At 39.3% G+C, this 18,453-nt stretch carries 12 protein-coding genes; 8 read left to right on the top strand and 4 right to left on the bottom strand.

Going from position 1 to position 18,453, the window contains the following annotated elements:
* Positions 1–50: 50 nt before the first annotated feature.
* Together glnD and map are read right to left on the bottom strand one after the other, a co-directional pair.
* Positions 51–2,648 carry a bifunctional uridylyltransferase/uridylyl-removing protein GlnD gene (glnD, locus tag L5B90_RS08415; protein ID WP_265762646.1) on the bottom strand — a complete coding sequence of 866 codons (2,598 nt, stop codon included), beginning with the start codon at positions 2,646–2,648 and terminating at the stop codon, positions 51–53.
* Positions 2,649–3,222: 574 nt separating this feature from the next.
* Positions 3,223–4,026, bottom strand: a complete 804-nt coding sequence (map, locus tag L5B90_RS08410) for a type I methionyl aminopeptidase (RefSeq protein ID WP_265762645.1) — start codon at positions 4,024–4,026, stop codon at positions 3,223–3,225.
* 137 nt (positions 4,027–4,163) lie between these two features.
* Between map and erpA the strand changes: the two genes are divergently transcribed.
* From erpA to L5B90_RS08390, 4 genes are read left to right on the top strand one after another with little or no spacing between them, the layout of a single operon-like run.
* Positions 4,164–4,505: an iron-sulfur cluster insertion protein ErpA gene (erpA, locus tag L5B90_RS08405; RefSeq protein ID WP_268738983.1), complete on the top strand. Its 342-nt coding sequence runs from the start codon at positions 4,164–4,166 to the stop codon at positions 4,503–4,505.
* A gap of 14 nt (positions 4,506–4,519) precedes the next feature.
* A complete protein-coding gene (locus L5B90_RS08400; RefSeq protein ID WP_265762644.1) occupies positions 4,520–4,879 on the top strand; it encodes a YacL family protein in 360 nt (119 codons plus the stop codon).
* A gap of 32 nt (positions 4,880–4,911) precedes the next feature.
* Positions 4,912–7,272 carry a penicillin-binding protein 1B gene (gene mrcB, locus L5B90_RS08395; RefSeq protein ID WP_265762643.1) on the top strand — a complete coding sequence of 787 codons (2,361 nt, stop codon included), beginning with the start codon at positions 4,912–4,914 and terminating at the stop codon, positions 7,270–7,272.
* Between the two features lie 18 nt (positions 7,273–7,290).
* Entirely contained in the window at positions 7,291–8,049 is a 759-nt protein-coding gene (locus L5B90_RS08390; RefSeq protein WP_265762642.1) for a PIN domain-containing protein, read from the top strand.
* Positions 8,050–8,067: 18 nt separating this feature from the next.
* Here the strand turns inward: L5B90_RS08390 and L5B90_RS08385 are convergent, their stop codons facing one another.
* Both L5B90_RS08385 and L5B90_RS08380 read right to left on the bottom strand, forming a co-directional pair.
* Positions 8,068–9,612: a peptide ABC transporter substrate-binding protein gene (locus tag L5B90_RS08385; protein WP_265762641.1), complete on the bottom strand. Its 1,545-nt coding sequence runs from the start codon at positions 9,610–9,612 to the stop codon at positions 8,068–8,070.
* A gap of 81 nt (positions 9,613–9,693) precedes the next feature.
* Positions 9,694–10,056 (bottom strand): YbaN family protein, encoded by a 363-nt coding sequence (locus L5B90_RS08380; protein ID WP_250363455.1) that lies wholly within the window; start codon positions 10,054–10,056, stop codon positions 9,694–9,696.
* Between the two features lie 127 nt (positions 10,057–10,183).
* Here L5B90_RS08380 and prlC point away from each other — a divergent pair, with 127 nt between their 5' ends.
* From prlC to L5B90_RS08360, 4 genes are all read left to right on the top strand, one after another.
* On the top strand, positions 10,184–12,226 hold the full coding sequence (gene prlC / locus L5B90_RS08375) for an oligopeptidase A (RefSeq protein ID WP_265762640.1): 2,043 nt from the start codon (positions 10,184–10,186) through the stop codon (positions 12,224–12,226).
* A gap of 233 nt (positions 12,227–12,459) precedes the next feature.
* On the top strand, positions 12,460–14,253 hold the full coding sequence (locus L5B90_RS08370) for a transferrin-binding protein-like solute binding protein (protein ID WP_250363457.1): 1,794 nt from the start codon (positions 12,460–12,462) through the stop codon (positions 14,251–14,253).
* 9 nt (positions 14,254–14,262) lie between these two features.
* On the top strand, positions 14,263–16,818 hold the full coding sequence (locus L5B90_RS08365; RefSeq protein WP_265762639.1) for a TonB-dependent hemoglobin/transferrin/lactoferrin family receptor: 2,556 nt from the start codon (positions 14,263–14,265) through the stop codon (positions 16,816–16,818).
* Between the two features lie 60 nt (positions 16,819–16,878).
* A complete protein-coding gene (locus L5B90_RS08360; protein ID WP_250363459.1) occupies positions 16,879–18,297 on the top strand; it encodes a surface lipoprotein assembly modifier in 1,419 nt (472 codons plus the stop codon).
* The last annotated feature ends 156 nt before the right edge of the window (positions 18,298–18,453 follow it).

The following is an 18,453-nucleotide window of genomic DNA, read 5'->3' as shown; positions in this document are numbered from 1 at the left end:
TTCACAAAAAAACACCGCTCTTTAAAAAAGCGGTGTTCAATTATATTTGATTATATCGAGGCTAAAATTCGCTGCTCTAACGCCTCTCTTTCCTGTTGCGACAATGCCTTCCCTTCGCGATTGGTTAAAATAAAGAAATCCTCCGCTTTTTCACCAATTGTGGTAATTTTAGCGTTTTGGATATTTAACTGAAGTGCGGTGAAAATTTGGCTGATTTCTGCTAGCAACCCTGCTTTATCAAGGGCAAACAGTTCCATTTCTGTGTGTGTGCTTTTCGCTAAATGCAAGAAGCGTACTTCGGTTTTTACACGAAATGGCTTAAGCTGATGGTTTTTCATCGTGCTGATTTTCGCGATTTTGTTCGCACTCAGAGCCTTTTGCAAGGCTTGCTCTAGCTCGCGGCGGCGATCAAATTTCGCGAGTGTTCCATCTAATTCAGTAACAATAAAACTGTCAAACACCTTGCCGTCTTCAGCCGTGAGAATTTGTGCGTCGTGAATACTAAAACATTTTGCGCCGATGGTGCTGACAACTTTATGGAATAAATTGTCTTGATCTTCACAATGAATAAAGATTTCCGTCCCCCCTGCGGAAAAGCGGTTACTGATTTTTACTACATTTTGCACCGCACTTTGTTTTCGACTTTCCGCAATGAGTGCGCTATGCCAGCAAATTTGCTTTGGATTATTGCGTAAGAAATAATCTTGTGGGAACGTTTGCCATAAGCACTGAATGGCTTCTTGTAGAAGTTCGGGCTTCTCTTGTTGTAATAATGCCAGTGCCTGATTTTTATGCTGTGCGATTTTGTTCTGATTATCCAACAGGTTTGCCATTCCTAGGCTAAATTGCTCGGTAGTAGATTGATAAAGCTTTGTTAATAAAGAACGTTTCCAACTATTCCAAAGGGTTTCATTAGTCGCACAAATATCTGCCACCGTTAAGCAAGTGAGCAAATCAAGGCGTTGTTGAGTCGTAACTTCCTCAGCAAATGTAAGGACGATATTGGGATCGTCAATATCTCGCCGTTGTGCCGTTACCGACATCAATAAATGCTGAGCGACTAACCATTGCATTAATTCACTGTCTTGAGCAGAAAAACCGTGTAACGCGGCAAAATCCGCAATGTCTTTTGCACCAAGCTCGGCGTGATCACCTCCCCGCCCCTTGGCAATATCGTGGAATAACCCTGCAAGATAAAGCAAAGCACGCTGTGATAATTGAGTAAAAATGCCATAGCAGATAGGGTGCGCAGATCGGCTTTCTGGCTGGGTAAAACGTTCTAATTTTTGCATCACACGCAAAGTATGCTCATCAACGGTATAGCTATGGAATAAATCAAATTGCATTAATCCTTCAATGGCTTGCCATTGTGGTAAATAGATGCGTAACACGCCATATTGATGCATTGGCAAAAATGCTCGTTGCACGCAATTGGGTTGTTGAAATAAGCGGAGAAATTTTTCTCTCGCTGGTGAATTTTCACTTAAATAGCCTTGAAATGTTTCAATCGTGCGGATTAATTGGCGTAGCGTGCTGGAATGAATTTCTGCTGTTGGGTATTGAGTGAGATAGAAAAACAAATCTAAAATACTGTCTGGCTGTTGTTGAAAACAGTCTTTTTGCGTTAAGCAAATGGCATTATTCGCAACGTGAAAATGACGATCTAACGGAAAACAGGTTTGCTGACTTGGCTTGTCTATAAAATGTTCACGATAATGTTTCGTTAAGCTATGCGTCAGAGTCGCAATCGTTTGTAAAGATTGAAAAAATGCTTTCATCATTTTTTCTACGGCTTCATTACCTTCCCCTTGATAGCCAAGCAATTGGCTCACTTTTACTTGGCGATCAAATAATAGTCGGTTATCGTAACGCTTTAAAATGAGGTGCAAAGCAAAGCGCATTTTAAACAAAAAATGTTGCTTTTCTTGCAATAACGCATACTCTTCGGGGTAAATAAAGCCCGTTTGTAAAATATCCTGCAAGTTTTTTGCCCCGGTATGCCGTAGGGCGAGCCAATAGAGCAAATGTAAATCACGCAAACCGCCCGGGCTGTATTTGATATCCGGTTCAAGGTTATAACTGGTGTTGTTATAACGTTGATAACGCACATTTTTTTCTTCCATCTTGGCCTGATAAAAATCCGCCAAACGCCAGAAATCGGACTGTTTTAAAAGTGCGGTGAGTTTTTCAAATAATTTTTCATTTCCGCATAAGTAGCGACTTTCGAGCAAATTAGTGGCGATAGAAATATCTTCTCGGCCAGCTTGTTCACATTCCGCCAAAGTACGAACAGAATGCCCGACTTCAAACCCACAGTCCCATAAAAACTGAACAAATTGACGGAGTTGCAACTGAATTTCTTCACTAGGTTGCGATTGTGCCAAAATCAAAAAATCCAAATCAGATAGAGGGAACATTTCCCCTCGCCCATAGCCACCTACTGCAATTAGGCTCAGATCTGGTTGTTGATCAAGCTGAAAATGTTGCCAAAGGTGTTGCAATATATCGTCATAAAATGTTGTGCGATTTTCTAGTAATTGATAGATAGAAGCCTGTTGAAATTCAGCTAGCTCAAGGTTTTTGAGTTGATCTTTTTGCGCTTTGACAGATTGTATTGTGAACGGCGTTGCGCGACTGTAAGTAAACATTTTGGATCAGATTCCTTTTCGGCTATCAGCTTCAGGCAGACACATAGGTCTGCCCCTACATTATATTGATGACTTAATAAATCGTAGGGGCGAACCGATGTGTTCGCCCATTTCTATTTTTCTGCTTGCTGTTCAGAAAACCTTATGCGGGCAGACACATAGGTCTGCCCCTACATTACATTGATGACTTAATAAATCGTAGGGGCGAGCCGATCTGTTCGCCCATTTCTATTTTTCTGCTTGCTGTTCAGAAAACCTTATACGGGCAGACACATAGGTCTGCTTCTACATTACATTGATGATTTAACAAATCGTAGGGGCAAACCGATGTGTTCGCCCATTTCTATTTTTCTGCTTGCTGTTCAGAAAACCTTATGCAGGCAGACACATAGGTCTGCCCCTACATTATATTGATGACTTAATAAATCGTAGGGGCGAACCGATCTGTTCGCCCATTTCTATTTTTCTGCTTGCTGTTCAGAAAACCTTATGCGGGCAGACACATAGGTCTACCTCTACATTATATTGATGACTTAATAAATCGTAGGGGCGAACCGATGTGTTCGCCCGTAGATTATACATTCACCATAAACCGCTGAATACGCCCTGCTTTTTCTTCTTCCTTGCGAATTGTCATTACTTCACAACCCTTTGCGGTAACCACGATTTGATGCTCAAATTGCGCAGAATGGCTGCGATCTTTAGTTTTTACCGTCCATCCATCGCCCATTAAACGCACTTCACGCTTGCCTGCGTTGATCATCGGCTCAATGGTGAAAACCATTCCCTCTTTCAAGATCACACCGCCATCATCTCCGTCATAATGTAACACTTGGGGATCATTATGAAATTCGGTACCAATGCCGTGTCCACAATATTCACGCACAACGCTAAAGCCTTGCGACTCTGCATATTTTTGGATTGCTTTGCCAATTTCTCTTAAACGAATCCCCGGTTTTACTGTACGCAAGCCGATATATAATGCTTCTTGTGTTACGTCCACCAATTTTTTGCTACGGATATTTGTCTCGCCAACGATAAACATTTTGGAATTATCGCCATAGTAGCCATCTTTAATCACCGTGACATCAATATTCACAATATCGCCATTTTTTAGTTGTTTTCCTTCACTGGGAATACCGTGACACACCACTTCGTTAATGGAAATACAGGTTGCTTTAGGAAAACCGTGATAACCTAAGCAAGCTGGGATCACCTTTTGTTGTTCCACCATATACTCGTGGCACAGGCGATCTAACTCGCCAGTGGTAACACCCGCTTTTACATAAGGTTCGATCATCACTAACACATCAGAGGCTAATTTACAGGCCTCGCGCAGTTTTTCAATTTCTTGTTCTGTTCTAATTGGAATTGCCATAACTTCTCCTTGACAAAAATTTGTGCGGCATTTTACCACCTTTCCCTTGAAAAATCCTTGATAAATTCTTGAATGGTTTACTTGGTTATTAGATAATAGCCAACTTAAAATTGACAAGGATACAAGCGAGATAAATTATGACAGAGATGGCAATTCCTTTAACCTTTACCGATGCGGCGGCCAATAAAGTAAAAGCCTTGATTACCGAAGAAGAAAATAGCGAGCTTAAATTACGCGTTTATATCACAGGCGGTGGTTGTAGCGGTTTTCAATATGGTTTTACCTTTGATGAAAAAGTGAATGAAGGTGATCTCACTATTGAGAATTCAGGCGTGCAGTTAGTCATTGATCCAATGAGCTTGCAATATTTAATTGGTGGCACAGTGGATTACACGGAAGGACTAGAAGGCTCTCGTTTCGTGGTAAATAACCCTAATGCGACAACGACTTGTGGTTGCGGTTCATCGTTCAGTATCTAACCTAATCACTCAAAATGGATTATCAATTTTTTGCCCAAGGCGGACAAATTTCAGCCAAATGTTCAATGGGACACGAGGCTTTAGCCAATTGGTTAAATACCGAAGTGCGGTCAAATTCTCAGCTAATTTCCACCGCACTTTCTCTTATCAATCAAGCTCGCCAAGCGCCAACACAGGATTTCAAATTACTTGGCACTGAATATAGCCTATTTGTCAGTGCTGATGAAGTGATGATTCGTGCGAATAATCTTGCTATTGATGAACAACAAGAACTTGAGCCAGATTTTCATTACTATGATGAGGAAAGCCTCGCTTTCTGTGGCTTGGAAGATTTTGAACAGTTTTTACAATCTTATTTATCCTTTAAGCGCTAAAATTCGTGCCAGATCACTAGGTATAATGTGTAATGTCAGAAAGCAATCCTACACCAGAAACAAAAGAAACAGCCTCCCCTTCGCGAAAAAAGCGTTTTCGTCATTTTTTGCTTAAAATCGCGTTTGTGCTGGCTTGTTACATTACTTTTTACGGAATTTATTTAGATGGGCAAATCCGCACCAAAATGGATGGGCAAATCTGGCAGTTACCCGCGGAAGTTTATAGCAAAATAGATACCATTAAATTATCTGATGGGCTAAGCCTCAATGAGGTCAAACAACGTTTATTAGAAAACGATTATCGTCAAACCACGATGGTTGCCGCCCCAGGTGATTTCAAAATTGAAGACAATACCCTCGTTTTGTTGCGTGGCGCCTTTCCATTTCCTGTTCACCCTGAAGCCCAACGTGTTTTCCGTTTACGCTTTAAAGACAACAAATTAGCGGTAATAGAAGATTTAGTTAATGTAAAAGCCATTGATGAATTTTCTCTCGCTCCCAAATTAATTGCAATGTTGCAATCAGAAAATGAAGAACGCTTAACCCTTTCTTTACAAAATTATCCTAGATTATTGATTGATACCTTGCTTTTAACCGAAGATCGCCGATTTTATGAACACGACGGGATAAGCCCTTTAGGTATTGCAAGAGCCATTGTGGCAAACCTACAAGCAGGCCATCGCGTGCAAGGGGGAAGTACCTTAACGCAGCAATTGGTTAAAAATCTTTTCCTTTCTAACGAACGTACATTCACAAGAAAAATCAATGAAGCGCTAATGGCACTCATTTTAGATTGGCGTTACGACAAAAACCGTATTTTGGAAACCTATCTTAATGAAATTTATCTTGGACAAAACGGCAATACGCAAATCCACGGTTTTGAATTAGCAAGCCATTTTTATTTTGGCCGTTCAATTCGTGAGATCAATTTGGATCAAATTGCCTTATTAGTAGGAATGGTAAAAGGCCCCTCGCTATATAATCCTTGGCGCAATCCTGAAAATGCGCTTGAGCGCCGTAATGTGGTGTTACGTTTATTACTTGAACACAAAGTAATTGGGCAAGAGCTGTATGAGATGTTGAGCAAACGTCCGCTTGGCGTGCAAAAACGGGGACAAATTAACCGTAAATATCCTGCTTTTATTCAAACCTTGCAAGCCGAACTTCGCCAGCAATTAGGCGAAAATCGTGCAAGTAGTTTATCTGGCACACGCATTTTCTCTACGTTAGATATTAAACAGCAACATTATGCTGAACAAGCAGTGATTAATGCCGTTTCTGAATTACAGTTGAAATATAAAAATCCTTATTTAGAGTCTGCAATGATCGTGGCAGATTATCATTCGGGTGAAATCAAAGCCATTGTGGGTGGTTTGCAAACCAACTATGCGGGTTTTAACCGTGCATTAAATGCGAGACGTCAAATTGGCTCACTCGTAAAACCTTCTATTTATTTAACCGCACTTACTGAACCTAGCGAATTTCGTTTAAATACGCCGATTAAAAATCAGCCGATTACCATTCATACTAAAGGTAGCCCGCCTTGGCAACCGCGGAATTATGATCGTCGTTATAGTGGCTCTGTGATGTTAATGGATGCACTTGCACGATCGTTAAATATTCCTACAGTAAATATTGGAATGAAAGTAGGACTAAGCAAAGTGATTGAAACCCAAAAAGCGATGGGCTGGGATAAAGTAAAAATTCCTAAAGTCCCGGCAATGTTGTTGGGATCTTACTCAATTTCCCCCTATGAAGTGACGAAATTATTCCAAACAATTGCCAATCAAGGGGCAACCATTCCCCTTGCAACAGTAGATAGCATTACAAATCAAAAAGGGGAATTAATTTATCAGCGAAATACGCAACCAAACCAAGTTGTTCCGGCACAAGCGGCTTATGAAACGCTTTTTGCTATGCAACAAACAGTAGAACGCGGCACTGCCCGCAGTTTGCAAAACCAATTCGCCCATTTACGTTTAGCAGGAAAAACGGGAACCACAAACTCTGCGCGCGATACTTGGTTTGTGGGGATTGACGGCGAAAATGTCGCCACGGTTTGGCTTGGACGTGATGACAATGGCGAAACAAGATTAACAGGAGCAACGGGGGCATTGCAGGTATATAAAAACTATCTACAACGCACGCAGGCGAAAACCTTACATCCATCCACGCCAGCAGGCATTAAATGGGTTGGTATTAATAGTTATGGAGGTTGGGATTGTGGCAATGTACGGCAAATTCCTGTATGGACAGATGGTAACCAATCTTTCTGTTCAGCCCCTCGCGAAGTTGCACCAGAACCGAAACAGCCGAGCTTGTGGGATGTGTTAACCCCCTCCGCTTTAGGCTCTCAGCCAGCCCCCGTGGAAGAAGCTGCACCTGCCAATTAATTTTTATCGAGGGATAAGATGAAATTGATTTTTATTGATTATGAAAATATCCAACCGACAGCATTAGACCATTTATCTCCAAATGATCATTTTATTGTGCTTTGTATTGGTGAAAATCAAAAATCCCTGCCTGTTACATTGGTAACCTCTTTGATAAGATTCGAAAAAAATTGCCGTATTATTGAATGTCCGAAATCAGGAAAAAATGCATTAGATTTTATTATTGTTGATGAGATGGCGCGTATCACAACAGAATATCAATTTAATTCCCTTTATATTATTTCTAAAGATAAAGGGTTCGATTCGATCATTCATTATTACCTCATAAAAGATCGGATCAAACAGGCTAAGCGATTAGACAGCATAAATGACATTCTAAGTAATCCAAATCCAAGAGATAATAGCCAAACTAAAAATATGGCTGAATTTGCCTCAACAATACAGAAGCACATTGATAAAATAAATGCGATTTCTCCCAGAAGCTTACCGAAAAAACCGCAAAGTCAATATAATTGTATCAATGCGTTATTAAAATCAGAAAATCTTGCTGAAAAAGAGATTAAAGCCCTGATCAAAATGGTAGATTTTTCCCCTGCCCAATCAACAGAATTAAAAAGCTATATTGATCGTGCTAAAGCAAAATTAAATAGCCTAGAAAAAAGGCATCACCCGAATAAACTCGAAACGCAAACGAACTGGCTCAAGAGCTTTTTTAACGGTGATGGTTTAAATGCCTCGCAAATTAGCAAAATTAGGGAAATGATTTTTACAACGTGATTTCACTTTCCTCTGATGTTAATACTCCCGCTTTAAATCCTTGCTATAAATCACATTGGTTGGATTTTGCCGATCAATACCTTGCAAATTAGGGCTAAGATAAATGGGAGTGGTATACTGAAACACGGGTAAAACCACATTATCTTGTTGTAATAATTGAGTTACTTGCTGATAAAGTGCGGTGCGTTTTTGCGTAGAAATAGGCTGTAAACTCTGTTCTAGTAACGCGTCCACTTTTTCGTTGTGATACGCGGATTTATTGTCTGGATTTTTGGAATAAAAATTCATTAAAAATGCCGAAGGATCATTGTAATCCGCACACCAGCCTGAGCGAATAATTTGAAAATCACCTTTCGCACGTCTTTCCAATAAGGTTTGCCAAGGCACAGGATCGGCTTGAATATGAATGAGATCAGATTGCGACCACATTTGCACTAAACGCTGCCCAATGGTGTGATTAATCCCTTCTTGGTCAAAAGTTAAACGCAACACGAGAGGCGATTTTTCGGTAATCCCGTTTTGCTGTAAAAGCTGTTCCACTAACACGGGCGACCACGCATTCTCTGGCTCACCTTGCATTGAAATGGGAAGAAAATGATTACTCGCCAGACGAGCCTGCGGTTCACCCCGTACTAAGTTACGGGCTGAAGCTAAAAAAACAAGAGATTTTCGTACCGCACTTTTAGCCAGCCTTGGATCATTAAAATTAAATTCATAATAATAAGTGCAAAGTTTCGGAAAATACGTCACTTGTACATTGCGATGCGTTGGATTAACAACAATATCAATCCCCGTCAGTTCTTGATTTGGCGTGAGTTTTTTATAATCAACCAAAGAGAATGCCACATTCTCACCTTGCCAATAATAAGGATTTTGTGCCAGATGAATTTCATCCCCTTGCTGATTTTTCACATAATAAGCCCCATTGCTCACAAAGCCTTGCTGTTCGGCAAAAGACTGCGGTAATAGCACAGGGTGTGCCAACATTGCGGGTAAATAGGGGATCGCTTTTTCTAAGGTGATTTGTAATTGCTGTGGAGACAGGGCTTGTACGCCTAATTGAGCAGCATCCGCTTCCCCTTGTATCACAGAGGTCGCGTGCTGAATATTGATAAAAGCTAAGTATTTTTTCAGTGGATTATTTGAAGTCGCTAATTTTCGCCAGCTTTGTACAAAATCTTCGGCGGTAACAGGTAAGCCATTTGACCATTTTGCCGCTTCGCGCAAAGTAAATATCCAAGTTTTATTATCTTTGGTTTGCCAGCTTTCAGCAACGGCAGGAATCACATTGCCGTGCGGATCGTAAATTACCAGACCTTCTAGAATATCACGCAAAAAAGTGGCTTGTTCATCATTTTGTAGTTTGTCTGGCGAAATCACTAAATCACCATAAACGCCACGAACTAAGCGAGGAATACGCACTTCAGGCTCAGTTGGTGTTGTCGTGGTTTGTGCAGGATGAGGCGTGGTAACCTGCTGTGGCTTATCGCAACCGGTTAATCCGAAAATAACGCAAAAAAACACCGCACTTGGTAAAATTGTTGAAATGTTCAATGATGGCATTGGCTTAAAAACTCAGGTAAAAGTAGGGGCATTATACAAAAATGCCCCTTTATTACCAATCATTCTTTCTTTAATAACGGGTTATTCTTTCAGCGTTTTAATCCAAAAGAAAAACACCCAGTAGTGAATGATCAAACCGAGTAAAATGGCGATTTTACCAAAAATGGTAGGGGTAAAATAAAACCCAATTGCCAGCATTGTGGTGGATAAAATAAGAATCCGAATTTTGGTTTTTAACGTTAATGCACGCTGTTCACTGAAAGACTGCAAATGCTTTTTATAAAGTTCCGTGTGAATGATCCAATTATGTAAACGTTCAGAACCTTGCGCAAAGCAAAATACCGTGAGTAATAAAAAAGGTGTCGTCGGTAGTAAGGGCAAAAATGCGCCAATAATGCCGAGTGCTAACGAAATAAATCCTAAAATGATGTAAATAGCTTTCATTTTTCTTTCCAAATAAAAATAATTCTCAATTATCCATATTTTTTTTAGATTTCTCAACCTTGATATTATAAAATCGCCCCTTATTTGTTATGCAATGAAAAACACTATAAAAAAGCAAGGAGCTGTTATGCCAAATCCGCTATTAAGCGAAACGACCTTACCGCAATTTTCGCACATCAAACCTGAACATATTCAACCTGCAATTAGCCAATTAATTCAAGAAAATCGAGATACCGTCGCGCAAGTTTTAAAACAACCGCACTTAACGTGGCAGAATTTTATTGAACCACTCACTGAAAGTGGTGATCGCCTAAGTAAAGCGTGGTCACCCGTCAGCCACTTAAATGCAGTAAAAAATAGCCCTGAATTGCGTGAAGCCTATCAAGCCTGCTTGCCATTGCTTTCCGAATATAGCACTTGGTTAGGGCAACACGAAGGTTTATACCAAGCCTACTTACAACTCAAAAACAGCCCAGAATATGCAACTTATACCGTGGCACAGAAAAAAGCCATTGATAATGCCTTACGTGATTTCAAACTCTCGGGCATTTCCCTTCCAGCAGAAAAACAAAAACGCTATGGGGAAATCGTGGCGCGTTTATCTGAATTAAGCTCGCAATTTAGCAATAATGTGCTAGATGCCACAATGGGCTGGGATAAAGTGATCACAGATAAAAATGAATTAGCTGGTTTGCCAGAAAGTGCTTTACAAGCCGCAAAACAATCCGCAGAAAGCAAAGGGCGAGAAGGTTATCGCTTTACCCTTGAGTTTCCAAGCTATTTGCCAGTGATGACGTATTGTGAAAATCGCCAATTGCGTGAAGAGATGTACCGCGCGTTCGTTACGCGCGCTTCAGAACAAGGCCCGAATGCAGGCAAATGGGATAACTCTGCCATTATGCAAGAGATCTTAACCTTGCGTGTGGAATTAGCAAAATTGCTTGATTTTGAGCATTACACCGAACTTTCCCTTGCTACCAAAATGGCTGAAAGCCCGCAACAAGTATTGGATTTCCTTGAGAATTTAGCAAGCCGTTCAAAAGAGCAAGGACAGCAAGAATTAGCCGAATTAAACGCATTTTGTAAAACGCACTTTAATATCACCGCACTTGAACCTTGGGATATTGCGTTTTATAGCGAAAAACAAAAACAACATTTATATGCGATTAATGATGAAGCACTTCGCCCTTATTTTCCTGAAGATCGCGTACTGACTGGCTTATTTGAGCTGATTAAACGTTTATTTAATATTCGTGCCGTTGAGCGTTTTGATGTGGAAACTTGGCATAATGATGTACGTTTCTTTGATCTGATTGATAGCCAAGATCAACTACGTGGTAGCTTTTATTTAGATCTCTATGCTCGTGAAAATAAACGTGGCGGGGCGTGGATGGATGATTGCGTCGGTCGTCGCCGTAAATCAGACGGCACTATTCAGCATCCTGTGGCTTATCTTACTTGTAACTTTAATGCGCCTGTGGGTGATAAACCTGCTCTCTTTACCCACGATGAAGTGACCACATTATTCCACGAATTTGGACACGGCATTCATCATATGCTAACACAAATTGATGTAGCCGATGTGGCAGGGATCAATGGTGTACCTTGGGATGCCGTGGAATTACCAAGCCAATTCTTAGAAAACTGGTGCTGGGAAGAAGATGCCCTTGCCTTTATTTCAGGACATTATGAAACCGGTGAGCCTCTACCAAAAGAAAAATTGCAACAGCTACTCAAAGCGAAAAACTTCCAAGCAGCAATGTTTGTTTTACGACAACTTGAATTTGGCTTATTTGATTTCCGTTTACATCATTATTTTGATGCGAACCAAGAGAATCAAATTTTAGAGATATTACAGCAAGTGAAAAAAGAAGTTGCGGTGCTGAAAGGTGTTGAGTGGGCAAGAAACCCACATAGCTTTAGCCATATTTTTGCTGGAGGCTATGCCGCTGGTTATTACAGTTATTTATGGGCCGAAGTGCTATCAGCCGATGCATTTTCTCGTTTTGAAGAAGAAGGTATCTTTAACCCACAAACAGGGCAATCTTTCTTAGATGAAATTCTTACCCGTGGTGGTTCGGAAGAGCCAATGGCATTATTTAAACACTTTAGAGGGCGTGAGCCTAAACTCGATGCTTTATTAAGGCATAAAGGGATTGCAACCTCATAATATTCATTTCCCTTTTTGGTGCATAGCTCTTTCGCTATGCACCTTACTACGCCACATCTTTCTTATTCCTGAAATTTAGTAATTATCTCTCATCTCCTTTATATTGAAACATCAAACAAACCATTATTGAAAAAGCATTTCAGAAAATTTTCTTTATTTGAAAAATAGTTTTTGATAATAATTATTATTTATAATAATATTAATGAGAACTATTACCAATAAGGAGTTATTTTATGGAAATAAAGAAAACCGTTCTATGTACTCTCACCTCATTATTCTGCATAAGCTGTGCTTCTGGTGGTGGAGGCTTTGACGTGGAGAATGCTAACCCACCCAATGTTGTCAAAGATAATCAACCCTCTAAGCCTAATTATGTTACCGAAAATAATGGCAAAAAATTAGAATCTCCTGCCCCAGAAGACTTGAGTGAAATGGGCTGGGTAGCTACAACCCCTTGGGGACCGGGTCGCGATGGTAGTGTAATGAATAGTGATTTTGAAGATGTAAAAAGCCAAAAACGAGTAATTACCGATGCACGTACCAACCTTAATCCTAAAGACTATGATGTCCTATTATTTAAAGGTGATTATCCTCTAACCCACGATCATCAGGCTCGTTCCGAATCTATTCAAGTTATTGATGAAAATGGTAAGAAAGTATGGAAAAGAGCGGTAAAAGATATCTCACAAGTCTTCCCTATAGAAGATCAAGAAAAAGGGAAAACCTTAGTTTTTTATTCCACAGAAGATCGTGTCAATTATATTTACCTCAAAATCACAGAATATGGTGATGTCAAAGTCGGTTTTATTGAATTAATTGAACAAGACCCGAAAACAGTACTTCCTAGAAGCCAAAGCTATAACAATATTTTTTATGCCATTCGTGAAAAAACGATGGATATGCCAATGAAAGGAAAGGCAACTTATAGTGGTGTTTGGGAATATGCAACCTATACGCCACAAAAAGGTAGCGGTAGTGGTTCATACTACGAAACAGGCAAACAAGCTGGTGGAACATTAAAACAAAATAAAGCGGTTTTCACCGTTGATTTCTCAAATAAAACGGTAACGGGAACATTAGATGCGGTTGATAGAAATGATAAAAAAATTGTTTATGACATTAACGCAACGATTACAGAAAACGGTTTCCGTGGTAATGCCACAAAAAATGGTCAAACCACGCTTTTTGCTAATGATGCAAATAATAACCCTCCGCTACCTGAAAATGCAAAGGTATTAGGCTCTTTTGCGGGTGAAAAAGCAAAACAATTAGCTGGGCGGGTATGGTCAGAAGATAATCATTTTGCAGGTGTTTTTGCTGCTAAGCAAAATTCAGAAGAAGAAGCCGTTGAAACTGACGGTAAACACCTAAATGCTCAAACTTTACCTTTTACCAATAAAGGTGATAGTAACACCTTTTCTGAAAATAAACCGCAATCACAAAATTTCTCTGGTGATATTAATAAGCTTCAAATTGACGGCATTTTGGTTAATTTAGATACTACTAATACAGATAATATATGCTGTGGAGATTTTAATTTTTTACGTTTTGGTGTTGAAAATCACGAAATAAAACAGGCAGATAATAAAACCGAGAAGCGAGGCAATCTGTTTGTTCAAGGCTATGTTACACCTATTTCTGAAATCCCTGTAACGGGTGAAGTAAAGTATCACGGACATTGGTATGGCTTTGGTAAAGGTCAAGCGGCTAATGTATCTAGACGTTATCAAGATGCAGAATTTACGGCAAATTTTGCGACTCGCCAAGTCTCTGGTGAATTAAAAAATAATGGCGGAACTTCAGCAGTAAAATTTGAGAATTTGTCTATTACTGAAAATGGCTTTAATGGAAAAGCAAATCTAGCTGTACACGATGGCAATATTACCGGCTCCGGTGCCGTTATTACAGGTGAGGCAGATGTATCAGGTCATTTTTACGGTACAAACGCTAATGAAATTGGCGGAACGGTAATTAAAGAAGACAAAACTTTTGGTGCCGTTTTTGGTGGAAAACAAATTCAACAATAAAAGGAAAGAATGATGTCAGCAAAGAATACCATTTCTCTCATAAATAAAATGAATCTCGTTTTTTGTCTTTTTTGTACCGCACTTTATGTTCAAGCAGAAAATCAGCAAGAGGCGTTAGAAGAGTCCGAGATTACAACACTAGAAACAATTCATATTAAAGAGAAATTTGAAAAACAGAAGCAAAATGTTTCTGGCTTAGGGGAAGTACGTAAAAATCAGGCTCAAATACAAAATGAACAAATAGAAAATATTCGTGATATCACACGCTACGATCCCGGTATTTCAATCACCGAAGCGGGAGGACGAGGAACCACTAGAGGGTTTTCTATACGTGGAGTTGATCAAGATCGAGTCGCTATTGATCTAGATGGATTAGGTGCTTCATCAACATTGAAAAGACATGATGCAAGCGGTACATTTTCAATGTTATCCGGTTCAGCAAAAAATGATGTGGAATATGAAGATCTTCGACTACTTGATCTAAGAAAAGGCGCATCATCTGCTGAATCTGGTAGTGGGGCATTAGGTGGTGCTGTATCAATGGAAACGAAGAATGTTGATGATTTCTTACAGCCCGATCAATCCATAGGCGGTCGTTTTAAAACAGACTATACCTCCAAAGATAAGCGAAAATTATATAGCGGTGGTTTAGCTTTCCGAGCGGGGAAGTTCGATGGGTTTGTGCAATATTCTCATCGTAATGGACATGAAATTCAAGCGCATAAAGATCTTTATAAAGGCACGCTTTTCATTGCGAATCACGCTGATCCTGTCGATCCTATTATGAATAAAAAAGGGCGTTGGGTCAGTATGGAAGAAGTAAGTGGCGTACGTCGTCGTATTCCTAATCCACTCGATTATGAAAGTCATTCATTACTGAGTAAATTTGGTTGGCATTTTACCCCTCAACACTACTTGGGCATTGTACTAAATCGAACTAAGCAACAATATAAAATGCGGGAAATGCAACGTCCAAATTATTATAATGGTCAAGAAAAGCATCTGATTAATGGTGTACTCTACCCTGAATCCCCTTTCTATGATGAAATCTCAACAAAACGGATTCAATATACCCCTTCGCAATTTTATTTTGATACTCATCAAAACAATAGAATTGGATTAGAGTACCGTTTTGATGCAAAAGATGAAGCAGCTTGGGTAAACTCTGCGGTGGTTCGTTTTGATAAACGTGATCTGATTATGAAATCAGAAGTGAAGCGGTTAAATTGTGCCAAATGGCCTTCCGTAGATGCGAATTGCTGGGCAACTGAAGAAGGGCAAAAATCTTGGCATCATATTGTTAATAGCAAACAAACAGACTATCGCTTCGATCTCAATTTGAATAAACTCTGGGAATGGGGAGAAACAGGGCACGATACCCGCGTGGTTCTCGGCACGATATTGAGTAAGCATCATTTTTATGATTATGATCGTTTTAGTGACATCATTTATAAACGTGTCGGCTCAGGACCTCGTGAATTTGCTGGTAAACACCATATTGATTTTCACCCAATTAGTCCAATAAAAAGTCGCCATTATTTTATAGGTATAAGCGACTCTATCACGCTAGGACAAAAATGGTTTATCTCTAGTGCATTACGTTATGATCACTATCAATTTAAAGGTAACCCTACCCTTGAGGAACAGCAACGCTCTATTCAATTCAAACAAAGTAAATACCAAAACCTCTCTTGGGATCTGGGTATAAAATATCAAATTATCGAACCATTAGCCCTTACTTATCGTAATAGTAGTGGATTTAGAATCCCTTCTGTTTATGAACAGCTAGGTCCTGATCTCAATGCCTATGGACATTCAATCCAAGGAAAATTAGACAAAGAGTACTCACGCAATCAAGAAATTGGTGCAGAATTTGAATACAAAGCATTACGCCTAAAAAGCAGTTATTTCTGGGCGACCTATAAAAATATGATTGCTCTTGCCTCTTTAAAAAAACCTACAGGGCAAGGACGAGGTGATCTATTCTATTACAATACGCAAGATATCAAAGTACGTGGCTATGATATTAGTGCCAATTTAGATCTATATAGTTTATGGGAACGCTTTCCTGAAGGAATTAATCTCTTTGCTAAAATTAGTAAAACGCAGCAAATTGGCGGACCAGCCAAAATGCCTGAAGGATATGAAGGAAGAGCATATTCCCTTGATTCTATTCAACCATTACGCGTGGTCTATGGAATCTCTTACCTCTCACCAGAAGAAAAATGGGGGCTTAACTTCGTTACAACCTATTCCAAAGGCAAAGATAGTGGAGAATTGGTTGCCCAAGATAGTTCACCTTTAGGTGTGATAGAAGAAAGCCGTTCTCACATTAAAACCAAATCTTGGATCATTGCCGATCTCACTGGGCATTATCGATTTAATAAATATATGACATTCCGAGCAGGGATCTATAATTTATTTAATTACCGCTATGTGACTTGGGAATCCGCTCGACAAACAGTATGGAATGGCAGTTTAGAAACGAATTTAGACACGCCAAACTATTCTGTCGTGGCCGCCCCAGGACGTAACTTCTTCGCAGGACTAGAAATTAAATTCTAATAGGTTATTAAATGCAGTATGACATTCAGGCATACTGCATTTTCTTGAGTAATAAGTAAAATGAAAAAAACAACATTTTTAATTCTTCCCCTTATTCTATCGAGTAAAATCTGTGCTTTACCACAAAACATAGATATAAAAGAAGCGCCAGAATTAAATTATGAGCCAATCCATATTAATTCTTCCTCCTCTTGGCAGGAAACCCCAAAAACCTCTTCAATGCCTCTTAAGATTAAGGCAGAACAATTACGCCATACGCCAGAATTATTACAAAAAGTGATAAATCTTGCGATTGCGCAGGAACATATTCCACTACTCAAAAAAATTCTTCCTGTCTATGAAACGAGTACTCATCCAAATCCAATTATCATCGCTTATGCAAAAGGACTCGTAGCAAAATCAGCACAACAATATCCCCTAGCTATAACAGAGTTTACAAAAGTAGAAACACTTTACCCTAATTCGGAAAAAGCCATTTTTCACCATATTGATAGTCTTCTACTAAATCAACAAATTTGGCAAGCTACTGAACTTGTTCAACAGCATTTAACAACGACATCCTCCCCGCAATTTATTACTCAACTAGAAAAAATCGATCAATACCTCCAATCGCGCAAAGCCTGGAAACACTATATTGCAATTGAATTTCTCAATGATAAAAATATTAATAATGCGCCAGATAAACAAAAAATCGGTGCCTTTTCATTTGAAAAAAAACTTGCGGATAAAGGATTAGGCTATCAATTTGGAAATCGAAAAACTTTTTTTATGCCAAATGGTTTTTATACACAATGGCAAAGCGATTTTATCGGAAAAATATACCGCACTTACCACCAATATAATGATTTTTATGGGCGAATAACAATACCATTCGGCTATGCAAATTATCATCATCAATTTACACTAGAACCTTATTCAGGATTACGCATTTTTTCAGGAAAGCCCTATACAAATCATTTTGGTATAACAACCAGTTGGCAATATCAATGGACCAACTATTTTCGCAGTAAAATTGCATTTAATTATGCCACTGAAAGGTATCGGCAGAAACAATATAAACATCTCACAAACTACACGCAAAATTTAGCGTTGAGCAATTCTTGGAACATTAACTCAAGATGGTATGCCGGCATTTCCGTTGATATAGGTAAAAAATATGCTACCGCTTATCCACAAGATCGGTATATAAAATATCGGGCGAATCTCAATATAGGCTATCAAAACAAAAATATTGGTGTCCGTTTACGCCTTGCTCGTGAACAAAAATACTACAAAGCGCCATTTTATTGGGGGTTAAGTGGTAATGCCAAACGGCAAGATCGAGAAACACAATTCTCAACATCCATCTGGTCACCCCGTATTCAATTCATGGGAATAGTGCCAACATTAAGCTATAACTATCAACGGGTGAACAGCAATAGCTTAAATATTCCTTATCACAAACATAGCATCACATTGGAAATACAAAAAATATTTTAATATAAGTTCTCCTTTAGTACCTATCATTCTTAGCTTGACTGGCTAAGATGCTAAAAATAAAAAGGAGAGCGTTCGATCTAGAAATCGAGACTATAGCTCTCCTGAATCAGTAAAATTTAGATTATATAAAAGTGCGGTGATTTTTTTCTAAATTTT

The organism is Avibacterium sp. 20-129 (assembly GCF_026226845.1).
GTDB lineage: Bacteria > Pseudomonadota > Gammaproteobacteria > Enterobacterales > Pasteurellaceae > Avibacterium.
The sequence above is the reverse complement of the archived record's forward strand: the minus strand, read 5'-3'. Positions and strand labels throughout refer to the sequence as shown.

What these genes read in the sequence shown, in the direction of transcription:
- prlC (WP_265762640.1), top strand. Translation starts at nt 10,184, where the DNA reads ATGCCAAATCCGCTATTAAGCGAAACGACCTTACCGCAATTTTCGCAC.
- L5B90_RS08370 (WP_250363457.1), top strand. Translation starts at nt 12,460, where the DNA reads ATGGAAATAAAGAAAACCGTTCTATGTACTCTCACCTCATTATTCTGC.
- L5B90_RS08380 (WP_250363455.1), bottom strand. Translation starts at nt 10,056, where the DNA reads ATGAAAGCTATTTACATCATTTTAGGATTTATTTCGTTAGCACTCGGC.
- glnD (WP_265762646.1), bottom strand. Translation starts at nt 2,648, where the DNA reads ATGTTTACTTACAGTCGCGCAACGCCGTTCACAATACAATCTGTCAAA.
- map (WP_265762645.1), bottom strand. Translation starts at nt 4,026, where the DNA reads ATGGCAATTCCAATTAGAACAGAACAAGAAATTGAAAAACTGCGCGAG.
- L5B90_RS08365 (WP_265762639.1), top strand. Translation starts at nt 14,263, where the DNA reads ATGATGTCAGCAAAGAATACCATTTCTCTCATAAATAAAATGAATCTC.
- L5B90_RS08360 (WP_250363459.1), top strand. Translation starts at nt 16,879, where the DNA reads ATGAAAAAAACAACATTTTTAATTCTTCCCCTTATTCTATCGAGTAAA.
- erpA (WP_268738983.1), top strand. Translation starts at nt 4,164, where the DNA reads ATGACAGAGATGGCAATTCCTTTAACCTTTACCGATGCGGCGGCCAAT.
- L5B90_RS08385 (WP_265762641.1), bottom strand. Translation starts at nt 9,612, where the DNA reads ATGCCATCATTGAACATTTCAACAATTTTACCAAGTGCGGTGTTTTTT.
- mrcB (WP_265762643.1), top strand. Translation starts at nt 4,912, where the DNA reads ATGTCAGAAAGCAATCCTACACCAGAAACAAAAGAAACAGCCTCCCCT.
- L5B90_RS08390 (WP_265762642.1), top strand. Translation starts at nt 7,291, where the DNA reads ATGAAATTGATTTTTATTGATTATGAAAATATCCAACCGACAGCATTA.
- L5B90_RS08400 (WP_265762644.1), top strand. Translation starts at nt 4,520, where the DNA reads ATGGATTATCAATTTTTTGCCCAAGGCGGACAAATTTCAGCCAAATGT.